The sequence below is a fragment of the Acinetobacter sp. YH12241 genome, from assembly GCF_013417535.1.
Taxonomy (GTDB): domain Bacteria; phylum Pseudomonadota; class Gammaproteobacteria; order Pseudomonadales; family Moraxellaceae; genus Acinetobacter.
The window spans coordinates 1-25,908 of the sequence record NZ_VPDQ01000036.1 but is presented as its reverse complement, the minus strand read 5'-3'; the positions used below and the strand labels follow the sequence as shown (position 1 = coordinate 25,908).

Genomic DNA, 25,908 nt, shown 5'->3' with positions numbered 1-25,908 from the left:
AATAATTCAAGTGAATTTGTTTGAAAGAAGAACTTTAAAAGCTTTATTTTCACCCGATAAAATACCCATAAAACAAGAGGAAGCTCATTTGAGCTTCCTCTTGTGAAAAATTGTGGGACAGCAATGGACCTGAGATCGCCTTTTTTAAACCCCAAAGATTAGAAGCTGTAGCCTAGTCCTAATACCACTTTATTTTTCTGTTTATCTTCAAAACGGTTATAACCACCAAAAATATAATTCATGCTGGCGGTGATGCCTGTATCAGCAAGTGGCTTGCTTAGACCGATATCGAAATGACGGAAACCGAAACTGTTTTCTGTTCCTTTTATGTCGCCATCTTTGGCATAAATATATAGGCCAAGTGCAGTATCCAGACTAAAATCTTTTGGCAGTGCATAGCTATAGGTGCCTTTAAGATAAGTATCCCCTGCATTACCCCAATCAAGATCTTCAAGCAATGTTTGAGCAGTCACACCAAAATCTTTGTACGTCAGACCCAGCATGGTTTCAAAACCATTTGAGCCTGTATTGCCAATATCATAATAGTAATAATAAGTTAAACCCGCTGTATAACCCCAGTCTTCATTGATTGAACCGTTATAGCCCGCATAAAAATCATTTTCAAAGGCATTGGGCAAATCATCACCATAGTCTAATGTCGAACCCCACCAACCAGCATAGAAGCCAGAGGCATGATTATAGTCAAGCCCACCTTGTAAAGTAGCTCCGCTATTTTCAGGTGCGTTGGTAATCCCACGCAGGTTATAGCTTGAAAGTACACTGATATTTCCAGAAACTGAATGTTCAGCAGCTGGTTCATCCGCGAAAGTGAAAGAAGATGCAGCACCTAGTAAAGCAAAAGATAATACTTTTAATGTTGATTTCATTGTATGACTCCCCCAGATCGTCTGAGACGTTTTTATGATATTGATTAAACTCAAGTTCAAAATTTGCAAGAGCTATGCCAATCTGGAATAAAACCACTGAAATCTAATGAATAAAAATAAAATAAATATCTATGTTTTTGTTTTTAAATTATATTTAATTTTTTTAAAAAAGTACCTTGATAGATTATTTTTAACATTGGTCCTTTTTCAAAGATTTATTTTCTTTTGTCGGTCTTATACATAATCATTTACAAGTTGCGCCATTTTGAATCTATTTTCGCTTTGCTTAAATTTTGTGCTAAAAAAAGGTGCAGAAATAAAAGGTAAAGAAACAGATTGCTCTATTCGAGTTTTTGATTCTTGCTCAAACTCAGAAATTTCTGGATTAAAAAGTTCAAAATAGTGCTAAGCAAGAAAAAGTGATGCTCATGGAATGACTTTTTATTATTCAGAAATCTATGCGCATTTTTGGATTTATAAATATTTAAATTAAATATTTATATATTAAAATTCAATAATTTATAATCAATTCTCACTTTTAAGAAATTATTAATGAAGAGTCTGATACAGAAAATGAAGATTTTGAACACTCAACTTTTTCATTCTAAGAATTTTAATTTTAAATATTATTGATGCACTCATGAGTCATACCCTTCAGAGAATTTAGATTTAAAAAATATCTTTGTTTTTATTTGTTTTTTTACTATATGGTCAGGATTTAGACTGTTAGATCTCTTACCATTATTCACTTTAGATTAAAAAAATCCCTCGACTTTAGTGGAATATCGTAAATAAAAATGACATTTATTCAGCGAATCTTATACAATTCCTAAAAATTTCCATCAATTTGTATAAGGCTCTCTCCCAATGCAAAACACAAAAAAATTAACATTGGCAGTTTTGATTCAGGCTGCATTGATCTCAACCGCTTTTGCTAGCGAGCAGAGTGAGTCTAAAGGTTTTGTAGAAGACGCAGAAGGATCTGTACTTTTCCGTACTGGTTATTTATCTCGTGACTATAAAGGTACTGCACCAAATAGTGATACGAGTTCTTTCGCTCAAACAGCAATTGTCAAATTAGATTCGGGTTTCACAAAGGGTACAGTCGGTTTTGGTGCTGGTATTATTGGGGATGCATCAATCAAACTGGGTGAAAATGGTCACACAGGCAACAGTATGATTCCTACCCACCCTCAAAATAATGCTGATGGAACTAAAGACGCCTATGATCATTGGGCACGTGGTGGTGCTTATGTGAAAGCTCGTGTGTCAAATACGACAGCGACTTATGGTACTCAAGTTTTAGATCTTCCTGTACTTGCAAGTAATACTGCACGTCTAGTGCCTGAATACTTTACTGGTCTATTGGTACAAAGTAACGAAATTGAAAATTTAAACTTAGTTGCTGGTAAATTCACAGAAAATCAGCTTTCTAACCAAATTAACTCTGATGGTGCTGAGCTGGATCGTGCCGTAGTATGGGGTGCAAAATATAAATTTAATGATGCCGTAAATGCTTCATATTATGGTGTAGATGTTAAGGACAAACTTGATCGTCATTATATTAATGCAAACTATAGCTACGCTTTAGCGAATGATAGTACTTTAACCCATGATTTCAGTGGTTATCATACCGAGTGGGATAAAGATGCTTCAGCATCATCTTCTCGCTTAGGATCAGACTCATCTGATCGTAGCAATAATATTTGGGCACTTTCTAGTACTTATAATAAAGGTGCTCATAGTGTTATGTTGGCTTATCAACAAAGTACTGGAAACACTGGTTATGCATATGGTGAAAATGCTGATGGTGTGCAAAGTGTCTACTTGCCAAACTCATATCTTTCAGACTTTAACGGTCGTGACGAAAAATCAGCCCAACTTCAATACAATTTAGATTTTTCTAAATATGGTATTCCTGGACTGAACTGGACTTCAGCTTTTGTATATGGCTGGGATATCGACACAGAGACTGATAATAACGCGAAAGAACAAGAGTTTTTCAATCAGGTAAAATATACCGTTCAATCTGGTTTTGCTAAGGATACTAGTCTGCGTCTACGTTATTCTCACTATCGTAATGATGCTGCTTATGCAAATGACTACTATATGCCTGACACCAACGAATGGCGTATCTGGTTAGATATTCCTGTGAAATTATTCTAATTCACCCGAATTTCAAGCCATAATAAAAAACCTGCACATTGTGCAGGTTTTTTTGTATAAGCTTTAAAAAGTTAAAGACTTAAACTGAAAAGCAAATGAATTATTTATTTGCTTCTGCATAAGCTGCAATTGAGCTAAGTACTTCTTGTTTCGCAACATCAGCACCTTCCCAACCACTTAACTTAACCCATTTACCTGGTTCCAAGTCTTTGTAGTGCTGGAAGAAGTGTTCGATTTGGCTGATCAGTAATGGAGGAAGATCAGTATATTCTTGAACATCTTTGTAGATCGGAGTCAGTTTGTCGTGTGGAACTGCAACCAGTTTCGCATCAACACCACCGTCATCTTCCATGTTCAGTTTACCCACAGGACGGCAACGAATAACTGAACCTGGCTCTACTGGATGTGGAGTTACCACCAATACGTCTAGAGGGTCGCCATCTAGAGAAAGTGTATTTGGTACATAACCATAGTTTGCTGGGTAGAACATTGCTGTACCCATGAAACGGTCTACAAATAATGCATCAGAATCTTTATCGATTTCATATTTGATTGGTGCTGCATTTGCAGGAATTTCGATAATGACATAGATGTCGTTTGGCGCATCTTTACCCGCTGGGATATTGCTGTAGCTCATAGCATCACTCTTTAACAAGTTATATCTTTTAAAAACCGCGATAATTATAACGGTTTTTACAGATTTTTTTTGATTTTAAAATATCGAACTGTAAATATCTCGACCTGCTTTATTTTTGGCTTAAGAGATTTTGATAATTAACAGCAGTAAGGTTATTGGACATAATAAGGATAACAGCCAGACAATTGAACGTAAGGTCGACCAGTTCGCCAGATAACAGATCCCATAGATGACCCGAAAAACCAGATAGGCAATCCCAAAGGTCATCACCAGACTTTGCGACACGACCATATATTCTGCCATCAGAATCGAGGCGATAAAGAGCGGTAAGCTTTCAAAGCTATTTTGCTGGGCGGCATTGGCACGACTGGCCAAGCCTGTAGACTTTTCTAAAAATGCCCGCGGATTCTGATTGTCTTTTGCACGAAACCCTGCCGATTTTTTCGCAATCAAGGTAAAAACATAAGGTAAAAGACAAGCTGCCAAAATGAGATAGATAACCCCACTAATGCTATGCATCTGATTTTTCTCTTGAGAATTTTTATGTCTATCATAGCATGGCGTTTCGTGAATAAATTTTGTTAAATAGAGTGTTTTTATAAATGGTTAAGGATTCACTATGGTCAGCCCTGATCAAAATGAAATGTTCGATGTCCTCGAGAAACAGCGCCAGCATCAACGTCAAGTGGATCGCGTATTAAAAATCGTATTGCCGATTGTGGCATTTCTGATAGCGGTCATTTGTGCCAATATGAATATCTGGTCTCCCCTCTTTACCTTTGCCATCTTATGGATTGCCTTCTATGCCGTGGGCATCAAACGCATGCCGATCTGGCACTGGGTGGTCGCAATCATCATTTATTGCCTGATAGATAATATTCTCAGTTATGGCAGTTTTAATTTGAGAGGATTTAACCGCCAGTTTGGTACCATGTTTATTTTTTTGGGTGTGATCGGTGTAGGACGTCCTTACTTCGACCGCTGGCTAATGAAAAAAGAGAATTAAAAAAAGCGCCCTTAGGCGCTTTTTTATTGCAAGATTTATGCAGTCTTACGTAGGTCTTTACGCAGGATTTTGCCTACGTTAGATTTCGGTAATTCATCCATAAATTCAACATAACGTGGACGTTTATAACCGGTCAGATTTTCTTTCGCAAATGCCAGAACTTCTTCAGTCGTCAATGAAGGGTCTTTCTTCACCACAAACAGTTTTGGCACTTCACCTGATTTTTCATCTGGTACACCAATTGCAGCCACTTCCAGAACTTTTGGATGTTTCGCAACAACTTCTTCAATTTCAGAAGGATAAACGTTGAAGCCAGAGACCAGAATCATGTCTTTCTTACGGTCAACGATTTTGATATAACCACGTGAATCCATAACACCGATATCACCAGTACGGAAGAAGCCATTCACCATCACTTTATCGGTTTCATCCGGACGGTTCCAATAGCCTTTCATGACTTGAGGACCACGGATTGAGATTTCACCCTGCTCACCGAGTGCAACTTCATTACCGTCATCATCCAGAATAGCAACTTCAGTTGAAGGCAACGGAATACCAATCGTACCGCTGAATTCTTCAGATGCTGGTGGGTTTGCAGTTGCTACTGGAGAAGTTTCAGACAGGCCATAACCTTCAATGATGTTAGTGCCGGTAATTTTCTTCCAAGCTTCTGCAGTAGAAGGCAGAACCGCCATACCACCGCCCATCGCCATTTTTAAACGGCTATGATCCAGTTGCTTGAATTCTTCATTGTTTACAAGCGCATTAAACAGTGTGTTCACAGCAGGGAAAAATGTTGGCTGGTATTTACGTAATTCTTTCATCACCGCAGGTAGGTCACGCGGGTTAGGAATCAGAACGTTGGCCTGACCTTTATACATGCCGTAAAGTGCACAGACCATGAAAGCAAAGATGTGATAAAGCGGTAAAGCACAGAAAATACGGTCATCTGGCTGGCCATCTTGCGCACCGAATTTGCTTTGGAAGATACCGTCACACTGCAACAGGTTAGCAACCAGGTTACGATGGGTCAGTTCAGCACCTTTAGAAACACCAGTAGTACCACCTGTGTACTGAAGTACCGCAGTATCACTTAAAGTCAATTCAGGGCGTTTATAGTTGCTTGGATTTACTTTGTTTAATGCAGCATTGAACTTGATGTGACCAGGAATATCCCATGCCGGAATCTGCTTACGTACTGAACGCAATACGAAGTTCACCAAAGTACCTTTTAAAGCACCCAGCATGTCACCCACAGAAGCAACCACGACGTGCTTCACAGGTGTTTTGCCAATAATTGACTGATAAACGCTTGCAAAATTCTCAATAATGACCAGAACTTCAGCGCCAGAATCTTTTAACTGATGCTCAAGCTCACGTGATGTATACAGTGGATTTACATTCACCAGTACTAAACCAGCGCGGAACACCCCCAATGCTACGACCGGATACTGAAGAACGTTTGGCATCATTACGGCAACACGTGTGCCTTTTGCCAGACCCAAACTTTGTAAATATGCTGCGAATTTACGACTAGCTTCTTCCAACTCATTGAACGTTAAAGTCTTATCCATAAAGATAAAGGCGTCACGTGAGCCAAATTTTTGGAAATTGCGTTCAAAAATATCAACCAGAGATGTATTTTCTGCTGGTAATTCTACAGTTTCTGGAATCCCTGTTTTTTGGTATTCAGCGAACCAAATTTTTTCCATAATGCCAATCTCTCCAATCATAATCCTTAGTAGTTCAACTGTTTTTTTCAATGCTGCACGTCATTTTTTAGACTTGTATATGTGCAACATTGCATCCATTTGTCGAATCGTTACTCATATATAACGTATTTCGATTCATGGATGCTAGTATTATCTTTGAATCAACAGTTTATTTGCTTTTTGATATCCACGTGGTAACAGGGTTCCTTTAGAGCCTCGTTTCCCAATATATTTTTGCAGGTCATCCCCTTTGAGTTTTAATTGTTGCTGTCCTGCAAGCACTTGAATTATTTCATCAAGTTTCAATATTGTCATGGATAAAATTTGATCTTTATCTTCAAGTTGTATCAATTTATTACCTTTACCTTTATTAAGTACAGGTAATTCCGACAGATCAACAACCAGCAGACGGCCAGCTGAACTGAGTAGTGCAACATGAGTTGCATCTTCCAGTGGTTGCAGGTTCATGACCTGTGCACCTTCAGATAGATTCAGGAAAGCCTTACCAGCTTTGGCATTGGTATCCAACTGCTTGGCTTGGGTTTTAAATCCATAACCTTTGCTGCTGACTGCCAGGATTTCTGCATCATCTTCAGCCACCAATACCTGCTTGAAACCAACTCCACTTGCCGGAGACAGTTTTGAACTCAACGGTTCACCGAGTCCTCGTGCCGATGGCAGGCTATTGATTGGCAAGCCATAGCTACGGCCACTATCATCTAATACATAGACGCGTTGATTAGACTTACCTTGGGCATGACTAAGGTATTGATCGCCCGCACGGAAATTCAGATTTTCAGCATCCACTTCATGCCCTTTGGCACAGCGAATCCAGCCCGCTTCAGACAATACCACTGTAACCGGATCCGCTGGCAGCATTTCAGTTTCATCAATTGCAGCGGCTTCGGCACGTTGTACGATTGGAGAACGGCGATCATCCCCAAATTTCTTTGCATCTTCTTTTAGTTCATTGATGATCAAGGTTTTTAAAGACTCAGGATTAGCCAGCTGCTCACGAATCACGGCAGCCTTAGCTTCCAGCTCTTCCTGTTCGCGGCGCAGTTCCATTTCTTCGAGCTTGGCCAGATGACGCAGTTTGAGTTCTAAAATAGCTTCGGCCTGAATCTCATCAATGCCAAAACGTTCCATCAACACTGGTTTAGGCTGATCTTCCTCACGAATAATCCGAATTACTTCATCAATATTCAAGTAGGCAATGATCAAACCGCCGAGAATATGCAGGCGTTTTTCGATCTTGTTCAGATGATATTGCAGACGGCGAGTGACGGTGGTTTTTCGGATTTCGATCCATTCCAGCAGAATACGACGAATCGATTTCACCTGTGGACGGCCATCCGCGCCAATCATGTTCATATTGACGCGATAGCTAGATTCGAGATCTGTAGTCGCGAACAGATGGCTCATTACCGCTTCAGCATCAATACGGTTCGAACGCAATACCACCACTAAACGTGTTGGATTCTCATGATCCGATTCATCACGAACATCAGTGACCAATGGCAGTTTTTTCGCCTGCATTTGATCTGCAATCTGGCTGATGATTTTTGAACCTGATACCTGATATGGCAATTCGGTAATCACAATTTCATTTTTATCAATAGTGTATACCGCACGCATGCGATAGCTGCCACGACCTGTCGTCTGGATTTTAAGCAGCTCTGATGGTGGCGTAATGATTTCCGCTTTGGTCGGTAAATCCGGTCCCGGAATGTATTCTGCCATTTTAGCATCGGTCAGGTTCGGATTACGGATCAGAGCGATAGTACCTTTTACCACTTCGCGCAAGTTGTGCGGTGGAATATCAGTCGCCATCCCCACAGCAATCCCGGTGGTACCATTTAACAGGATATTCGGAACACGTGCCGGTAAGTTAATCGGTTCTTTCATCGAACCATCAAAGTTATCCTGCCAGTCACAGGTACCCTGTCCTAGTTCGGATAAAAGCAGTTCGCTATATTGCGACAGTTTGGCTTCGGTATAACGCATTGCCGCGAAAGACTTCGGATCATCAGGTGAACCCCAGTTGCCCTGTCCTTCAATAAACGGATAGCGATAACTGAATGGCTGCGCCATCAGGACCATGGCTTCATAACAGGCCAAGTCACCATGTGGATGGTATTTACCCAGTACATCCCCCACAGTACGTGCCGATTTTTTCGGTTTGCTGGTCCATTTAAGACCCAGCTCACTCATGGCATAGACAATACGGCGCTGTACCGGTTTCAAACCGTCACTAATATGTGGCAATGCACGATCCATAATCACGTACATGGCATAATTTAAATAAGCTTGTTCGGTAAATTCGGCTACGGAACGGTTTTCTGTCGCATGATGCGCAAGGCTTGTCATAACAACCTATAATCCTAAAATTCGTTTTTGTATCAATGTTTCTTATGCTAAGTCGCGGCTGTGGGCTGCACAAGGGCAGTAAACTACACAGCGCGACAAATCGTGTCTTATGGGCTAAAAATATCCACTTTATAGCAGCTGAGCAACTAAAAAATCACCAACCTTATAAACCCATGGACTCTAGCGTCTTGCCCTTGGTCTCTTCACCCAGGACTAAAATGACCACAGCTACTGCGATTAATACCGCAGTAAACATGGTAAAGACATAACTGAAACCGTTTGGCATCCCCATCAAATGGGTTACGGCAAAAGGTGCAGCAATCCCGCCAATACGGCCAATTGCACCCGCCCAGCCTGAGCCGAAAGCACGAATATTGGTTGGATACTGTTCTGGGGTATAAGTATAGAGAACACCCCATGCTCCCAGATTAAAGAAGGACATCAGACAGCCCCAGATCACAATTTCAGTGACACTACCGGACTGGCCAAAGAAATAGGCTGAAATCGCACACATGCCGATAAATCCAGCCAGAGTCGCCTTACGACCGAGTTTTTCGACTAGCCATGCTGCCGCAATATAACCTGGCAATTGCGCTAGAATCATAACCAGGACATATTCAAAAGACTGCACGATGGTATAGCCTTCCTTGACCAGAAGGCTTGGTAACCAGGTAAAAATACCATAGTAGGAGAAAACGATCCCAAACCAGATTAGCCACAGCATCAAGGTGCGGCGGGCAAAAATACCACTCCAGAGCTGGATAAACGAGATATTCTGCTTGGCAGCCACGGGTTTAACTTCAAAGATTTCCATGACTTCGACGCCGCATTTGCGCTCAATCTTTTTGACCAGAGCTTGCGCTTCATCTACCCGGCCACGATTGATCAGATACGGCACCGACTCAGGCACCAGTTTCCAGATTACGATGGCATACAGTGCCGGTATCCCGCCAATCATGAATGCAGCTTGCCAACCAAAATCAGGAATCACAAAACGCGAAACCAGCGCAGCCACCAGCCAGCCCAAGCCCCAGAAACTTTCCAGCAGCACAATGAAACGACCACGTACCCGTGCCGGGATATATTCACTGACCAGTGTCACCGCAACCGGCAACTGACCCCCTAATCCCAGACCGACAATAAAACGAAATACCAGTAACCAGGTCAGATTCGGCGCAAAGGCACAGGCAGCAGTCGCCAGACTATAAATCACCAGCGTACTGGCAAATACCGTTTTACGTCCCCAGCGATCTGCCAGTCCACCTGAGAAAATCGCTCCAATCGCCATACCGATAAAACCGATCGAAACCACCCAGCTTTTCTGGTCAGCGGTCATCTGCCAGTCTTCAGCCATTTTCGCCAGAATAAAGGAAATCAATCCCGTATCCATGGCATCAAACATCCAGCCAAGACCAATCACCCATAAAAGAGTGTAGTGGAACTTGCCGATCGGCAAGCGCTGTATCCGAGAAACTAAATCCATAACAAAAATCTCTGATCAGGTGAAACGGGAGGTGCTGCTGTCCCAACAGGAGGTTTGATTTTTTATTTTTTTATACTACGAATACGTACGCCTGCGGGAAGTTTTCCCTCCCGCAGTTACCATAATTCATATCAAGATTCGTCTTTGGATGAAGCGGACTGTTCGTCATCATCCTTATAGATAAACTTCGGCATTTCCAGACCGAAATAGATCGCAATCAAACGCAAACTAAAGCCAAAAATCAGGGTGGAAATAATGGTCAGTTCGAGTGACAGACCGAAATTGCTGCAGAGCCAGTAGAAGATGACTGCAACAAAGGAAATACTGGCATACAGTTCACGGCGGAAGACTAAAGGCACATCATTACATAAAATGTCACGTAAAATACCGCCCGATACTCCGGTCAGAACCCCGGCGACCGCACTGACTACAAAACCATGCCCCATTTCCAGCGCAATCTGGCAGCCAATGATGGTAAAGCCAATCAGGCCCAAGGCATCCAGTACCAGGAAGATATTGCGTAAATGGCGCATCCATTTGGCAATCAGGATGGTGACAAAGGCGGCACAGCAAGTCAGCACCAGATATTCCGGGTGTTTGACCCAGGTCAAAGGATAATGGCCAAGTAGTACATCACGTACCGAACCACCACCGAGCGCCGTAACACAGGCAATAATCGTGACCCCAAACCAGTCCATACTACGCCGACCGGCAGACAAGGCTCCGGTCATGGCTTCAGCGGTAATTGCAATAATATAGATGACGGTCAGTAACATCGCCCTGCTTCCACCTGAGGCTATGAGATGGCGGCTATTCTAAGCTAAATCTATGTGAAAATTATAAAAAATGCGCACAACATTGCTTAAATTTTTTCCCGGAGCCACAGATGCACGGCTGTTTCATTGTAAACTGTTGATCTGTCGTTGGATCCAGAAAGTACCAGCGATTCTCGAACTTCACAAAATGTGAAATTTCATGATGAATCTGGGCCTGCTTGCCATCGTGATAATATGCTTTGAACTCGACCAGCGCATGGGTCTTGTCCAGTTTTTCATTGGCTTGCACGATTTCCAGCTTCAGCCATTGATTGGTCCTACTCCATTCAGCAATGGCTGGCGTGTCCAAAGCCTGCTGCTGTCCACGGGCGGTAGTCTGCTGGATATAATCAATTTCATGCTTGGCAAAGGCACTATACCGCGAGCGCATTAATTGCTCGGCGTTTTGAGCCAATTGCTGGCCCTGATGTAGTGGCTGGCAACAGCTTGCGTATTCACCTCGTCCACATGGACATGCTTCTGACATCTCAATTCCATAAAAAATAGCCCGACAGTGCGGGCTATTTTAGCAAACTTTTAGCTTCGTCCTTCGGGCGCTGAACTAGTCTTTCCGGTTCGCTGGGGCAATGATATGCACCTTATCAATCTTGTGGCCGTCCATCGTGACCACCTCAAAGATATAATCATCTGCTTCGAGCTTTTCGCCATTTTCTGGCAAGCGCCCCAGATGGAACAGAATATAACCCGACAATGTCGAATATTCTTCAGTTTCATTGACCAGATCACGATCCAGAAGCAGTGACACGTGGCGAATATCGGTCGAACCATCCAGAATCAGGCTGCCATCTTCCAGACTTTCTACAGCTGCTTCTAGCTGGTCTTCATCCGGGAATTCACCGGCAATCGCTTCCAGCACATCAATCGGTGTCGCCACCCCTTCAATTGAACCATATTCATTCAATACCAGTGCCATTTGTAGCGGTGCCTGACGCAACTGATCCATGACCATCAAGACCTGAGCATTTTCATGCACAATCACAGGTTCACGCAGATGTTTTTCGAAGTCCAGAATACCTGTTTCGATGTATTCATTCAGGACTTTATGGGTCAATACCACACCGGCAATATTGTCCAGTTCACCACGCGCCACAATCAGGCGTGAATGGCTCATATGCAATAACTGCTCTTTGATGCTGGCATGATCATCTTCCAGATCAATCCATTCCAGTTCAGGACGCGGTGTCATCACCGATTTCACCGGACGTTCTGACAGGCCAAGTACGCCCTGCACCATAACGCTATGGTAGACTCCACTTTCGTCGTCATCAAAGACTTCATCAGCAAAGGCACGAGTCGCCAGTACATCTTCCGGTTCAGAAGAATCATTGTCCTGAGCCGGTTTACCGCCCAGCATACGCATTACGGCAGACGCAGTACGGTAACGCATATCAGTTGTCGTCACCATTTTTTCCTGATTGCGTTTCATGGTCTGGTTAATGAACTCGACAATCACCGAGAAACCAATCGCGGCATACAGATAGCCTTTTGGAATATGGAAACCGAAGCCTTCAACCACCAGCGAGAAACCAATCATCATCAGGAAGCCCAGACAGAGAATCACTACTGTCGGGTGCTTGTTGACGAAATCCATGAGGGCTTTAGAGGCCCACAACATGATACCGACCGCAATAATCACGGCGATCATCATCACAGACAGATCTTTGACCATACCAACCGCAGTAATCACGCTGTCGAGCGAGAACACGGCGTCCAGTACCACGATCTGCACAATCACCATCCAGAACACCGCCTGAACCGGATTTTCTTCCTTGGTCACAGGTTTGGCTTCCAGACGCTCATGCAGCTCCATAGTGCCTTTAAACAGCAGGAATACACCACCGAATAATAAGATCAGGTCGCGTCCTGAAAATGGATGCTCAAAGATATGGAATAGCGGTTCAGTAAGCGTTACGACCCAGGCAATCGATGCCAGCAACACCAGTCGCATTAACAGCGCCAAGCCCAGACCGGTAATACGCGCTGCATTACGCTGTTCGGGTGGAAGCTTTTCCGCCAGAATTGCAATAAAGACCAGGTTATCGATCCCGAGTACAATTTCAAGAACAATCAGTGTGAGTAAGCCAATCCAGGCAGAGGGATCTGACATCCATTCAAAAATCATTGCATCTGCTCCTCTAACCGAGGAGAAAAGCAAGTATTTGCATGATGAGATACAGGTTGATACCCGACTTGAATTAAAGACTTGATAATGTGACGTTTTACTGAATTAAAGCGCCAACTTCGACTACCCATGTGAGTTCTATTGTAGTAAGACAGACTTTCAGTATATCAAGAACAGCATGAAATTCACCTGTTTTCATCCGGGATTATGGATGAATTTGAATGAAAGATTTTGTCCTAAAATGAGGTCTGCTCATGGAATTGTCATATTTGTTAACTAAGTTATAGTAAGTAGATAAAAAAATGATAAGGTGAAAAAAATAAATGCAAAGTGTAATGGAAATGACCGATTATTTTAATGATAACTCCCCAAAAACAACACGCCCGCTAGTAGCTTTATATTGTGGCTCTCGTGCCGGCAACAAACCGATTTATCTGGAAAAAGCGATTCAACTGTCACAAGGTCTGGCCGAACATGGTTTTGGTCTGGTCTATGGCGGCGCCAGTATTGGTCTGATGGGCCAGGTGGCAGACACCATGATTCAGCATGGTGGTGAAGCGGTGGGCGTGATTCCGGAATTTATGCTGGATTATGAGATTGCCCATCCTCAACTCACAGAACTGCATATCGTCACCAGCATGCATCAGCGTAAGGCCATGATGGCAGACCGGGCCTGTGCCTTTGTCGCCTTGCCGGGTGGATTGGGAACCTTTGAAGAAATTCTGGAAATTGCGACCTGGGGTCAGCTGAACCAGCATCAAAAACCGATGATGCTGTATAACGTCAATGGCTTTTATAATCCCCTGATTGCCCAGCTTGATCTTGCGGTGCAGGAAGGCTTCTTGCCGCCCCAACATCGGGCTAAACTGATTATCTGTGAACATGCAGATCAGATTTATACCACCTTGCTGAATCTGGATGCTCCGCAACGTTTCGTCGTTTAAATTTTCTTGTCTGCTTTAAATAGCAATGATTTAAAGCCATAAAAAAGCGAGCTTGATGCTCGCTTTTTTCATTTATACATGCAAAGCCATTAACCGGAAATCGTGTAATAGAACCAAGGCAAAGTCGTCGCCAGAAACACACTAATGGCTAGACCAAACATCAGTTTCATGGCATCTTTGCTGACATTCCGTGAAGTACGGTGCTTGTTGACTTCGGTCACCAGCATCGAAATCGCAAATTCACGACCGGCCAGTAACCCCAGGAATACCCAAGTGGTACTCATCGGGATGTTACTCCACTCTTTGAACACCAGCAGAATCAATGCATAAATAAAGTCGATAATCGTAGCAGAACGGACATCCGTCACCCCGGTCTTGGTATCAACAATATTCTGGATAGCTCCACCACGCTGGTAAAGAATCATGCCCAGCAGGATGACAAAGACAGAAATTGCAAAGATCAGGAACTCAAACGGCACCTGACGCGGCACATAAACAAAGATATTAGCCAGATCCTGGATCAGCCACTGGCTCCACAGAAATGCCGTAGATAGCCATTGCAAGGCCATCCACATTGGGGAGTGTTGCTGATCACGGGTTTCACTGAAATAGACCGCGAGTTTTTTCATGACCAGACGATAGATCACAATCGCCACAAAGAAAGCGACGGCGTAACCCATCATTGACTTGGTCAGCATGGAACCCAGACTGCTCGGGGAGAAGATCGTGAGCACCAAGAAAGTAGTACTCACCGGAATACCATATTTGGTCAAAATGATCAGTAAAAGAGGCGGTACTACATATAGCCAGGTAACCCCATCCTCAGGAAAAGGAATGGTTTCCAAACGTCCATAAGAGGCATCCCCTACTCCAGAAGCAAACCAGCCATAAATTAACACCACAACCAGAATAGTACTGATGTAAATCCAGAGTACCCACCATGGGCGATGTGAGTTCGATGAAATAAATGTTCCTAATGTTTGCGGAACATCATTCCCCACGATGGAATAGGCGGCCAGACAGAAGCCAACTACCATCAGAATCTCGATGGTCATAAGTACAAAACCTTTTACTAGACAGTTCCCAGTACAGCAGTTCTGGAAGTTTGCCCCAGATTATGACGGTTTTATTTCATTTTCATGACATTTCCGTCATATTTTTTTGTAGCCTGCTCCTTAAAAAAGCTTGAAGTACTTCACAGATGATGCATTTATGACTCTGCATCAGCTAGCGCTGATCAAGGTGCAGGAATATATCTTCTACCTTTCCCATTCAACAACTGAAATCAGGCTGTGAATTCATTAGCATTTTGTCTACACGACTCCTATTCACAATCGTTTTTATTTCAGTCACACTGCTGCATAGAATTCTTTAAACTATTCAAAATAGATGATTTTTTAAATCCATGAATGTCACTCCTACGCATCAATCCCTACAACCTGAATTCAGACTGCTGGTCTTGCTGGTATCGATTGGCTTTTTCATGCAAGGCCTGGATACCACGATTATCAATACCGCCTTGCCTGCGATTGCCAGTAACCTGCAGGAAGATCCGTTACGGATGCATAGTGTGGTGGTGGCCTATGTGCTTTCTGTGGCAGCCTGCATTCCCTTAAGTGGCTGGCTGGCAGATCGCTTTGGGGTTCGGAATATCTATTTTGCAGCGATCATTATTTTTGCTCTGGCCTCACTCGGCTGTGCCTGGTCTGAGAATCTGAATGAACTACTGGTTTATCGGGTATTTCAGGGCATTGGAGGTGCTTTGCTGCTTCCAGTCGGACGACTGGCCATGCTGAAAATTATTCCTCGTACCCAGTTTCTATCCGCTATGAGTCTGATGAGTCTGGCCGGACTAATGGGTCCTTTAATCGGTCCAACCTTAGGTGGCTGGATGGTGGAATACCTGTCCTGGCACTGGATTTTCCTGATCAATCTGCCGATTGGTCTGCTGGGTGCATTGATTACCTTTAAAGCTATGCCCAATATTACCGAACCGACGGTACAGCGTTTTGATTTTGGCGGTTTTATTCTACTGGTCATCGCAATGATCGGCTTGTGTCTAGGGATTGAAAACTTTGCCAATCCACAATATCCACTATGGTGGAGCTTAAGTCTGGTCGGAAGTGGTCTGATTGCCTCACTCATCTACGCCTACCATTCGCATACTCATCTGAATGCACTATTTCGCAGTAAATTATTTAAAAATAAGATCTATTCGATTGGCATTCTGGGTAATTTCTTTGCCCGGCTCGGCGGTAACTCGATTCCGTTTTTATTGCCTTTAATGTTGCAGGTCGCTTTTGGTTTTGAACCTTTTATTACTGGTTTACTGATGATTCCAACCGTACTCGGTTCTTTAGCATCTAAACCGATTATCCGCAAAATCATTCAGCGTTTCGGTTATCGTAGAGTCTTGTTGATCAACACCTTGCTGGTCGGTCTATGTATTGCCAGTTTTGCCTTGACTACGGCGGAAACCCCTATCTGGCTAAGAGCCATTCATTTCTTTGTGTTCGGGATTCTGAATTCCCTGCAATTTGTCTCGATGAATACGCTGACTTTAAAAGATTTAAGCCAGCAGGATGCCAGCAGTGGTAACAGTTTTCTGTCGATGATCATGATGCTGTCAATGAGTATCGGGGTGGCACTGGCAGGTACGCTAGTGAATATGTTTAGTGCCTACTTCGGCCCTGAGCAGCTGGATAATGCCTTCCACGTTTCGCTGCTCTGTCTAGGCTGTATTAACATTATTGCTGCCTATATTTTCTGGCATATCCCCAAAAACACACCAGTCTAGGGCAGAATATAAACTCGATATGAATATCTCTAGATTAGGCCACCGTGCACATGAAAGCAGCTCCTACTTCTAGCAACTGGAAAAAATACTCAGTGATTGCAGTCGGGCTGCTGATTACGCTTGTGGTAACCACTGTGCTTTATCTGCTGGTTTTCAAACAGCCATCAGCGCATGCAGCAGATTATCCGATTCATGGTTTTGATGTTTCCCATCATCAGAAAGAAATAGACTGGAAGAAAATCCCAAAACAGAAATATAAATTTGTCTATTTAAAATCCACAGAAGGCGGTGATTTTAAAGATACCAAGTTTCAGGAATACTGGCTGCAGGCCCGCGAACAGGGCTTTCTGGTCGGTGCTTATCATTTTTACCGGCTTTGCCGTGATGGCAGCATTCAGGCTCAGAATTTTATAGAGTCGGTTCCGCGTAAAAGTGATGCCCTGCCACCCGTAATGGATCTGGAATATGACAGCAAATGCATCAATCACTATTCCAAAGAGCAGATGCTCAAGGAAATCCGGATCATGCATGATGCCTTAAAACACCATTATGGCAAGCAGCCGATCTTCTATGTGTCCAAATCTTTTTATAACATCGTGCTGGCGGGAGAGTTTGCTGACGTACCGCTCTGGGTACGTGAGTACCAAGGTTTGCCAGATTTAAAGGGTCAGCCTAAATGGACCTTCTGGCAGCATACCAGTCAGGGTGAAATTCCCGGCATTGCCCGTACTGTGGACCTGAATGTGTTTTATGGCTCGGAGCAGGACTGGATCAAATTTTTACAGCAGAACAGTATTCCCACCCCAGATCAGTCCCAGCCTCCGGCCAAGAAATAAACTCAATTTCTCCCTGATTCAACCATGAAATGGATATTGAATTATTTAGGCAGGATATGCTTCGTCTTGAATAATGCTTTAGCCTGTTTACTTGTCAATCCGGTCTCTTTCCAATCCAGCTAAAGCCACTTAAGATACTGGATATGCGCAAAATTATTCATATCGATATGGATGCCTTCTACGCCTCGGTCGAGCTGCGTGAACGTCCGGAGCTGAACGCTCTGCCTGTGGTGATTGCCTCGTATCATCCGCGGGCAGTGGTCGCGGCTGCCTCCTATCCGGCCCGCGAATTCGGACTGCGCTCTGCCATGCCGATGACTCAAGCACGTAAGCTCTGCCCTCAGGTCATCGTGATTGAACCAGATTTTGCCAAATACCGTCAGGTCTCTGGTCAGATTCATCAAATATTTCAAACTTATACCAAGGTCATCGAACCGTTGTCTCTGGATGAAGCTTATCTGGATGTCACCGAAAATTTGCAGCAAATTCCGAGTGCCACTGAAGTGGCAATGCGCATTCGTGAAGATATTTTTCAAACTACTGGACTAACCGCTTCTGCTGGCGTGGCGCCGAATAAATTTCTCGCTAAAATCGCCTCTGACTGGCATAAGCCGAATGGAATCTGTGTCCTCAAACCTTCACAGGTGCAGCGTTTTATTCAGGATCTTCCACTGAAGAAAATTCCCGGTGTGGGCAAAGTCACCCAAGAAAAACTAAAAAGTCTGAATCTGGAAACCTTGGGAGATTTACAGCAGATTGAAGAAGCGATCCTGATTCAGCATTTTGGCAAATATGGACGGCGCCTGTTTCTCTATGCTCAAGGCATTGATGATCGGCCAGTCGAAGCTGAACGGGAACGCCAGCAGATTTCCAAGGAAACGACTTTCGATGATGATCTGTATTTACCGCAATGCCAGCCTTACTGGCAGCCATTAATTGCCCAGCTCTGGCAGAGTCTGGAAAAAAAACAGCTCTCTGCCCGCGGGGTTACTGTAAAACTGAGAATGAAAAATTTTCAGACCATGCAGCATAGTAAAAGCTTCAGCCAGCTGCTGCGTAGCCCGCAAGAACTGGAGCAGGCTTTACACTTATTGCTTCAAGAGATGCATATTACTCCTCAACTGCAGTTTCGGCTGATTGGGCTTGGCGTCTATCAGCTCGCTGCACGTGAAACAGAAACGCAATTGCTGCTGCTTTAGGCCTATTTTGTACAAGTATTAGACGTTAGTTTAAAAATACGGCAACTTTGTTTTTACATTTTGAATTTTTGGAGTACTCTATCTGCGCAATGCATTATCCATGTATGTGCTGAGATGCTGAAAATCACCTTTACTTTCAGCATACTGTCCTGTGATTGGCGTGACGATCAAATCCGAATATTACAGGGCAACTCTGATGTATCTCATGGAATCCCTCCCTGCATGTCCTCTGTAAATTCTTCTGCTATTCAAGAACGACGCGCGCGTAAAGCGGCGTTATCCAGTTTTGTTGGTGCTGTTGTCGATTGGTATGATTTTCTCCTTTACGGCATTGTTGCAGCCTTAATTTTTAAAGACCAGTTTTTCCCAAGCATTGGTGCCAATATGGGCACTTTGGCGGCTTTAGCGACCTTTGGTGTTGGCTTTCTGTTTCGTCCTCTAGGCGGTGTGGTATTTGGTCATTTCGGCGACAAGCTTGGCCGCAAGAAAATGCTGGTTCTGACTGTGGTCCTGATGGGGATTTCCACCGTCGGGATTGGTTTTTTACCTAATTTCGAAGCCATTGGCTGGTGGGCACCGGTTTTACTGGTGACCCTGCGTGCCATTCAAGGCTTTGCAGTCGGTGGTGAATGGGGTGGTGCTGCCCTGATGGCGGTGGAAAATGCCCCTAAAGGCAAAAAAGCCTTTTATAGCAGTGGTGTTCAGGTCGGCTATGGCGTAGGTCTGGTACTGGCAACGGGTGCGGTATCCGTTATTATTGCAACACTGGGTGAAGAGGCTTTTGCTGAATGGGCTTGGCGCATTCCGTTTATTGCCAGTATCGTGCTGATCGGGATTGCGATGTGGATTCGCCGTGATCAGGATGAATCTCAAGAATTCGTAGAGAAAGTGATTAAGGCAGATCATCATCCAGAAAAACTGCCAATCTTGCAGGCCATCAGCAAACATCCTAAAGCTTTCTTTTATATTATTGCCTTACGTTTGACCGAACTGCTGACCATGTATCTGGTCACCAACTTTGCCCTAAACTATTCCACCAATAATCTGGGCATGGACAAACAGTTCTTCCTGAATATCACCCTGATGGTCGGTGCGATCAGCTGTTTCAGTATTCCTTTCTTTGCCTGGCTATCGGATAAAATCCAGCATAAAACCATGTGCGTCTGGGGTGGTCTGATCGGTGCACTGTCTGCCTTTCCGTTTTTTATGGCACTGGATGCACAAAATACCTGGATGATTATTGTTGGCGCCATTCTACTGGCCAATGTCGCGCATGACATGGTGGTCAGCGTGCATCAACCGATTTTTACCTCGCTATTTGGTACGGAATATCGCTATAGCGGTGCCGGAGTCGGTTATCAGGTCGCCAGTATTATTGGTGGTGGTTTTACCCCAATGATTGCAGCCTCCTTAGTGATTTGGGGTGATGGTTCATGGCATTATGTAGCCATCTATCTTGCGATAGGCTGCCTATTGACTGCATTAGTCGCAGCCTTGATGCCAAAAACCAAGGATTAAGCTGATGTCTGTTCAACGTTTGCATGTTTCACAACGCTTTTCTGAGATCGCCATTGCCGGCAATCTGGTTCATCTTGCCGGCCAGTTGGCGACAGACCTGGATCTAGATATCAAAGGTCAAACTCAGCAGACACTGGATATTATCGACCAGTTCCTGGCGGATGCCGGTACCGATAAAAGCCAGATCATGTCTGTGACGATTTATCTCAAAGATATTGAAAAAGATTATGCAGCGTTTAATGAAGTCTGGGATGCCTGGGTATCGGATATTCAAGCCCTACCCCGCACCTGTGTCGAAGCTAAACTGTATGATCCACGCGTGTTAGTGGAACTGACTGTCGTAGCCGTCAAACCTGAATAGACTTCTATTCAGGCCTAATTGCTACTCATGTAAAATAGAAAAAAGTATGCACTTGGCATACTTTTTTCGTTTAGGTTCTATCAGTTTAATGCTTTGACTTTACGTCGTTCCAGATCTGAATAGAGATGATATTTTTTGAGATCATTCACAGCGGTAAATCTCTGGTCTTTACTGGAATGCTCCTGCTCACGCAGGAAATCTCCTCGTAACTGATAGTATTCTGGTACATCTTCATAGCGAATGACCCGATAACCGGCCATAGTCAACAAAGCATCCTGAAATTGCGCCTGCTGCGGACGTTTTAAAATCACCGGATCATCGACGGCTACAATGGTAACAATCTGATATTGCTGATCCAGAATCACAAAATCTGCAATCAGATCACGATACTTGTGCCGGGTACGACCAAATTTGGTGGTAAGTAGTGCATCATAAGAAACATGGGCCAGTACAATATAATCAGGCAATACTTCTTTCAGGCGTGTAAACGTCAGTTGTTCATTTGGATTAAAAATAGCGCGCTGTTTTAAGGCGCTGTCTTGTGGTTTTGGGCTATTCCTTAGCTGCTTCCATGCCATGAGCACGACACAGAACACCAAGAAACTCCCTATAATCATATAGGTGGTCATGACTCAATCCTTGCATTCTTATAATCATTCTTGTTTTATTGTTATCCAGTATAAACCCATACTATTTTTAAAATTGCCCTGCTACCATTCTGTGTAGAGACCAATACAATTCTTAGCAAAACTTGATTGCCAGTTACTTAAAAACCGCTTTTTGCTATTTCAATAGAAATTAGGGTTAAATCCTTATACGCGACTGTAAAATAGTCTCCTGATAGATCGCAATATAAATCGGTTGAACTGTAAGACAATTCCGACAAAGTTTTATTTTTATATCATTTTTCAAAAATTTAAATCGACTAAAAATAAAATATTTTACATTTTAATTGAGACCCCGAAAGCTGCGTCAATCATATCTGAACACAAAAAAAGACACCGAAGTGTCTTTTTTATCAGCTTAATCAAGCACGTGATTTTGGCCTTGATTTTCCTTTCGGTTTAGGGCCGCCGAATGGCTTTTTCGCATCACCGGTTTCACGTGGCGGCAGACCAGTATGCTGGGTCAGAATCTGGCCTTTTTTCGGACGGTTATTTTGAGCCTGACCACGATTACCTGGGTTAGCAGTACGTTTCTGTGAATCACCCGCTACAGTCGAATTCTTCTTACGTGCAGACTGGTATTGCCCATCTGTACCAGCAGGTTGATAGGTTGGAATCAGATGCTGTTTCGAGTTACCAATCAGATCCTGACGCCCCATTTCCTTTAAAGCTTCACGCAATAAAGGCCAGTTGTTTGGATCATGATAACGCAAGAAGGCTTTATGCAGACGACGACGTTTCTCACCTTTCACGATGTCCACATCTTCAGTATAACGCGCGACTTTCGCCAGCGGGTTTTTACCGGTGTAGTACATGGTGGTTGCAGTGGCCATTGGTGATGGATAGAAGGTTTGTACCTGATCGGCACGGAAGCCATTCTTTTTCAACCAGATAGCCAAATTCATCATGTCGTAATCGGTGGTACCCGGATGCGCCGCGATGAAATAAGGAATCAGATACTGTTCCTTACCGGCTTCTTTACTGAAACGGTCAAACATCTGCTTGAAGCGGTCATACGTCCCGATCCCCGGTTTCATCATCTTGGATAATGGACCTTTCTCGGTATGCTCTGGTGCAATCTTCAGATAACCACCCACATGATGGGTGACCAGCTCTCTGACATATTCCGGGTTCAATACGGCAAGGTCATAACGCAGACCAGAACCGATCAGAATCTTTTTAATACCCGGTAAAGCACGTGCCTTACGATACAACTGAGTCAACGGTGCATGGTCGGTATGCAGATTTTGACACACACCCGGGAACACACAAGAGGGCTTACGACAATTCTTCTCAATCTCAGGATCTTTACATGCCAAACGGTACATGTTGGCTGTTGGGCCACCTAAATCCGAGATAATGCCGGTAAAGCCGGGTGCGGTATCACGAATTTTTTCTACTTCACGCAGGATTGATTCTTCAGAACGGTTCTGGATGATACGGCCTTCATGCTCGGTGATCGAACAGAAAGTACAGCCACCGAAACAGCCACGCATGATGTTCACCGAGAACTTGATCATGTCAAAGGCCGGAAAGCGTGCATTACCATAGGATGGATGCGGCAGACGTGCATAAGGCAGGTCGAACACATAATCCATTTCTTCGGTAGTTAATGGAATCGGTGGTGGATTGATCCACACATCACGTTCACCATGTTTTTGTACCAAAGCACGCGCGTTCCCTGGATTAGTTTCCAGATGTAGAATACGGTTCGCATGCGCATACAGCACAGGATCATTCGCGACTTCTTCAAAAGAAGGCAAACGAATCACTGCTAATTCACGTGGTGGTAATTTATGTTTAATCGCTTTAGATACCGGTTGTAGCTGCACGATTTGCGTATCTGGATCTAAATCATCCCCTTCACGCACGATTGGATTGGCTACGACTTCTTTCTGGAAATTCTGGTATTGGCTTAAGCTGTTGCCTTTATCTTTTTCAATTTCACAGCCATCAATATCTTCGCTCATCACATACGGGTTGATGATCGGATCGACACGGCCAATGGTGTCGACATCATTGGATGCAATTTCGACAAACTGGGCTTTCGCAGCTCGGTTATGTTTATTAATAATGAATGCAGTACCACGGACATCGGTAATCTGATGAATCTTTTCACCTTTAGCCAGGCGATGCATGATTTCAATGATCGAGCGTTCGCCATTACCGTACATCAACAGATCTGCTTTAGAATCCATCAGAATCGAACGACGAACTTTATCTGACCAGTAATCATAATGCGCGATACGACGCAATGAACCTTCAATACCACCGAGTAATACCGGCACATCCGGGAAAGCTTCACGACAACGTTGGCAATAGACGGTTGCTGCGCGGTCTGGACGTTTATTCGGCTGGTTATCTGGAGAATAAGCATCATCTGAACGAATCTTACGATCCGCCGTATAACGGTTAATCATCGAGTCCATATTACCGGCAGAAACGCCCCAGGCAATATTCGGCTTACCGAGTACACGGAAGGCTTCTACATTAGTCCAGTCCGGCTGGGCAATAATCCCCACGCGGAAACCTTGTGCTTCGAGCACACGTCCAATGATCCCGGTCACAAATGACGGGTGGTCAATATAGGCATCACCGCAGACAAAAATAAAGTCACAACTGTCCCAACCGAGTTGGTCCATTTCCTCGCGTGACATCGGCAAAAAAGGCGCGGGTTCAAAACATGACGCCCAATATTTGTCGTAATCAAACAACGCTTTAGGCGCAGTCTGAGCGGTATAAGCAGTAGACATGGCTAGCAATTCTCGGCTGGCAGATGGAAGATCAGAAAAGTGATCAAAGATGAAAGCCGAGTATTTTAGCATGAATTCGGCTTAGGTTGCTTGATTATAATTTATACAAAATTAGCTTTAAGCCCTTTATTAGGAATATATACTCATCCTGATTTTGAAGAATCATTTATAGGTTTTAAACGCTGTGCCATCCATAAACCCAATCCTAAAATAATAGCAATAAATATACTTAGTCCTAACCATCCGGAATTTTCCCAGACCAGTCCACTCGAACTTCCAAGTAAGCTTGAACCCAGGTAGTAACAGAACAAATAAAGGGACGAACCTACCGCACGATACTGTAAGGATTGCACCGATACCCAGCTACTAGCAGTTGAATGAGCCGCAAAAAAGGAAAAGGTAAAAATCAGCAAACCAATAAAAACCAAAGCCAAGCTATTAATGAGCATTAAGGCTAAGCCAAACAGCATGGTACAAAGCATGGCGGCAAGTACCTTATAACGCCCAAACTTCCTGCTCCAAGCTGCGGCTCGTGGCGAGCTATAAATTCCGGCCAGATAAGTAATCGAAATCAGACCAATCCAGACATGAGACAATTCAAATGGCGCTTGAATCAAACGATAACTCAGATAGTTAAATACCGAGACAAATCCCCCCATCAGGATAAAGCCCTGTAAAAACAGAATTCTTAATTTAGGATCACTCAGATTCTGCTGAAATGCTCTGATAAAACGACTGAATTGAATTGGATAAGCCTGAAAGTGTCTGGACTTAGGTAATAGAAAATAGAAGGTTATAGCGATACATAGGTTCAGTAACCCAATGATCAGAGTCGCAGATTGCCAAGAAATAAAATCAACCAATGTCCCTGCGATCAACCGTCCGCTCATGCCCCCAATCGCAGTTCCGGAAATATACAGCCCCATGGCAAAGCCCACATCCTGCTCTACCACTTCCTCTCCAATATAAGTCATCGCCACGGCTGCCACACCACTGACCGTTAAACCAATCAGTACTCGTGTGGCTAGAAATATCGACCAGATTGGCAGTAAAGCACTGAGTAACAGTAAGACTGAAACTGAAAATAACGACCAGACCATTATCGGCTTACGGCCAAAACGGTCTGAAATCAGACCAGTAAAGATCAAGCCAATAGCCAAGGCAATGGTAGAGAAGGAAAGTGGAAAACTGCTTTGTGTTGGAGAGATATGAAAATAATCCGCCAGAATCGGCATCATCGGCTGGACACAATACAGCGATGAAAAAATCGCGAAACCCGCCAGAAATAAGGAGAATAAAATAGCTTTAAAAGCAGATGAACCATATGCGATATGGGTTGAAGATGAATTTGAGGACATATCCGCTCCATGAACCTGCTCAGTATACGCCTCTCAATTCGCCTTTTATGTGATGATTCAGTTTAAATAACCATCGAATAATTAATTTTCTTAAACCCCACACATAAAAAAAAGCCCCCTGCATGAGCAGAGGGCTTTTGGAATAATGAGCTGGCGATGACTTACTCTCACATGGGAGACCCCACACTACCATCAGCGCTAAGAGGTTTCACTTCTGAGTTCGGGAAGGGATCAGGTGGTTCACTCTTGCTATGGTCG

General features: G+C 43.7%; 21 protein-coding genes and 1 rRNA gene. 8 read left to right on the top strand and 14 right to left on the bottom strand.

What is annotated here, in order from left to right; translation table 11 throughout:
• Positions 1-158 precede the first annotated feature (158 nt).
• On the bottom strand, positions 159-887 hold the full coding sequence (locus FTV18_RS14070) for a TorF family putative porin (protein WP_180018539.1): 729 nt from the start codon (positions 885-887) through the stop codon (positions 159-161).
• 867 nt (positions 888-1,754) lie between these two features.
• Here FTV18_RS14070 and FTV18_RS14065 point away from each other — a divergent pair.
• On the top strand, positions 1,755-3,053 hold the full coding sequence (locus tag FTV18_RS14065) for an OprD family outer membrane porin (protein WP_180018537.1): 1,299 nt from the start codon (positions 1,755-1,757) through the stop codon (positions 3,051-3,053).
• Between the two features lie 100 nt (positions 3,054-3,153).
• On the opposite strand, the gene ppa is transcribed toward FTV18_RS14065, so the two are convergent.
• Both ppa and FTV18_RS14055 read right to left on the bottom strand, forming a co-directional pair.
• Positions 3,154-3,690, bottom strand: coding sequence for an inorganic diphosphatase (gene ppa, locus FTV18_RS14060; protein WP_005233448.1), 537 nt, complete (start codon positions 3,688-3,690; stop codon positions 3,154-3,156).
• 120 nt (positions 3,691-3,810) lie between these two features.
• A complete protein-coding gene (locus FTV18_RS14055) occupies positions 3,811-4,209 on the bottom strand; it encodes an MAPEG family protein (RefSeq protein ID WP_004787362.1) in 399 nt (132 codons plus the stop codon).
• A gap of 100 nt (positions 4,210-4,309) precedes the next feature.
• Between FTV18_RS14055 and FTV18_RS14050 the strand changes: the two genes are divergently transcribed.
• A complete protein-coding gene (locus FTV18_RS14050; protein ID WP_034703874.1) occupies positions 4,310-4,696 on the top strand; it encodes a hypothetical protein in 387 nt (128 codons plus the stop codon).
• A gap of 35 nt (positions 4,697-4,731) precedes the next feature.
• On the opposite strand, the gene FTV18_RS14045 is transcribed toward FTV18_RS14050, so the two are convergent.
• From FTV18_RS14045 to FTV18_RS14020, 6 genes are all read right to left on the bottom strand, one after another.
• A complete protein-coding gene (locus FTV18_RS14045) occupies positions 4,732-6,408 on the bottom strand; it encodes a long-chain-fatty-acid--CoA ligase (RefSeq protein WP_180011317.1) in 1,677 nt (558 codons plus the stop codon).
• 150 nt (positions 6,409-6,558) lie between these two features.
• A complete protein-coding gene (gene parC, locus FTV18_RS14040) occupies positions 6,559-8,778 on the bottom strand; it encodes a DNA topoisomerase IV subunit A (protein WP_180018535.1) in 2,220 nt (739 codons plus the stop codon).
• Positions 8,779-8,941: 163 nt separating this feature from the next.
• The gene (locus FTV18_RS14035) at positions 8,942-10,261 is read right to left on the bottom strand and encodes an MFS transporter (protein ID WP_159123944.1); all 1,320 of its coding nucleotides are present in this window, start codon (positions 10,259-10,261) and stop codon (positions 8,942-8,944) included.
• Between the two features lie 131 nt (positions 10,262-10,392).
• A complete protein-coding gene (locus FTV18_RS14030; RefSeq protein WP_034169794.1) occupies positions 10,393-11,037 on the bottom strand; it encodes a trimeric intracellular cation channel family protein in 645 nt (214 codons plus the stop codon).
• 61 nt (positions 11,038-11,098) lie between these two features.
• Positions 11,099-11,563 (bottom strand): YchJ family protein, encoded by a 465-nt coding sequence (locus FTV18_RS14025; protein WP_180018533.1) that lies wholly within the window; start codon positions 11,561-11,563, stop codon positions 11,099-11,101.
• Between the two features lie 75 nt (positions 11,564-11,638).
• Positions 11,639-13,219, bottom strand: coding sequence for a TerC family protein (locus FTV18_RS14020; protein ID WP_104426943.1), 1,581 nt, complete (start codon positions 13,217-13,219; stop codon positions 11,639-11,641).
• A gap of 323 nt (positions 13,220-13,542) precedes the next feature.
• On the opposite strand from FTV18_RS14020, the gene FTV18_RS14015 reads away from it, so the two are divergent.
• Positions 13,543-14,163, top strand: a complete 621-nt coding sequence (locus FTV18_RS14015) for a TIGR00730 family Rossman fold protein (RefSeq protein ID WP_034703864.1) — start codon at positions 13,543-13,545, stop codon at positions 14,161-14,163.
• A gap of 89 nt (positions 14,164-14,252) precedes the next feature.
• On the opposite strand, the gene FTV18_RS14010 is transcribed toward FTV18_RS14015, so the two are convergent.
• On the bottom strand, positions 14,253-15,218 hold the full coding sequence (locus FTV18_RS14010; protein ID WP_180018531.1) for a hypothetical protein: 966 nt from the start codon (positions 15,216-15,218) through the stop codon (positions 14,253-14,255).
• Between the two features lie 350 nt (positions 15,219-15,568).
• On the opposite strand from FTV18_RS14010, the gene mdtD reads away from it, so the two are divergent.
• The 5 genes from mdtD (at position 15,569) to FTV18_RS13985 (ending at position 20,874) form a co-directional block, all read left to right on the top strand.
• Entirely contained in the window at positions 15,569-16,960 is a 1,392-nt protein-coding gene (gene mdtD, locus FTV18_RS14005; protein WP_179992221.1) for a multidrug transporter subunit MdtD, read from the top strand.
• Between the two features lie 50 nt (positions 16,961-17,010).
• The gene (locus FTV18_RS14000) at positions 17,011-17,796 is read left to right on the top strand and encodes a GH25 family lysozyme (RefSeq protein WP_180018529.1); all 786 of its coding nucleotides are present in this window, start codon (positions 17,011-17,013) and stop codon (positions 17,794-17,796) included.
• Positions 17,797-17,939: 143 nt separating this feature from the next.
• Positions 17,940-18,995: a DNA polymerase IV gene (gene dinB, locus FTV18_RS13995; protein WP_180018527.1), complete on the top strand. Its 1,056-nt coding sequence runs from the start codon at positions 17,940-17,942 to the stop codon at positions 18,993-18,995.
• A gap of 222 nt (positions 18,996-19,217) precedes the next feature.
• The gene (shiA, locus tag FTV18_RS13990; RefSeq protein ID WP_180018525.1) at positions 19,218-20,513 is read left to right on the top strand and encodes a shikimate transporter; all 1,296 of its coding nucleotides are present in this window, start codon (positions 19,218-19,220) and stop codon (positions 20,511-20,513) included.
• Between the two features lie 4 nt (positions 20,514-20,517).
• Positions 20,518-20,874 (top strand): RidA family protein, encoded by a 357-nt coding sequence (locus tag FTV18_RS13985; RefSeq protein WP_005233436.1) that lies wholly within the window; start codon positions 20,518-20,520, stop codon positions 20,872-20,874.
• 80 nt (positions 20,875-20,954) lie between these two features.
• Here the strand turns inward: FTV18_RS13985 and FTV18_RS13980 are convergent, their stop codons facing one another.
• The 4 genes from FTV18_RS13980 to rrf all read right to left on the bottom strand — a co-directional run.
• Positions 20,955-21,503 carry a DUF2726 domain-containing protein gene (locus FTV18_RS13980; RefSeq protein WP_159123936.1) on the bottom strand — a complete coding sequence of 183 codons (549 nt, stop codon included), beginning with the start codon at positions 21,501-21,503 and terminating at the stop codon, positions 20,955-20,957.
• A 398-nt stretch (positions 21,504-21,901) separates the two neighbouring features.
• The gene (locus tag FTV18_RS13975) at positions 21,902-24,292 is read right to left on the bottom strand and encodes a YgiQ family radical SAM protein (RefSeq protein ID WP_180018541.1); all 2,391 of its coding nucleotides are present in this window, start codon (positions 24,290-24,292) and stop codon (positions 21,902-21,904) included.
• A gap of 143 nt (positions 24,293-24,435) precedes the next feature.
• Entirely contained in the window at positions 24,436-25,650 is a 1,215-nt protein-coding gene (locus FTV18_RS13970) for an MFS transporter (protein WP_180018523.1), read from the bottom strand.
• A gap of 148 nt (positions 25,651-25,798) precedes the next feature.
• A 5S ribosomal RNA gene (gene rrf, locus FTV18_RS13965) occupies positions 25,799-25,908 on the bottom strand; the annotation flags it as partial.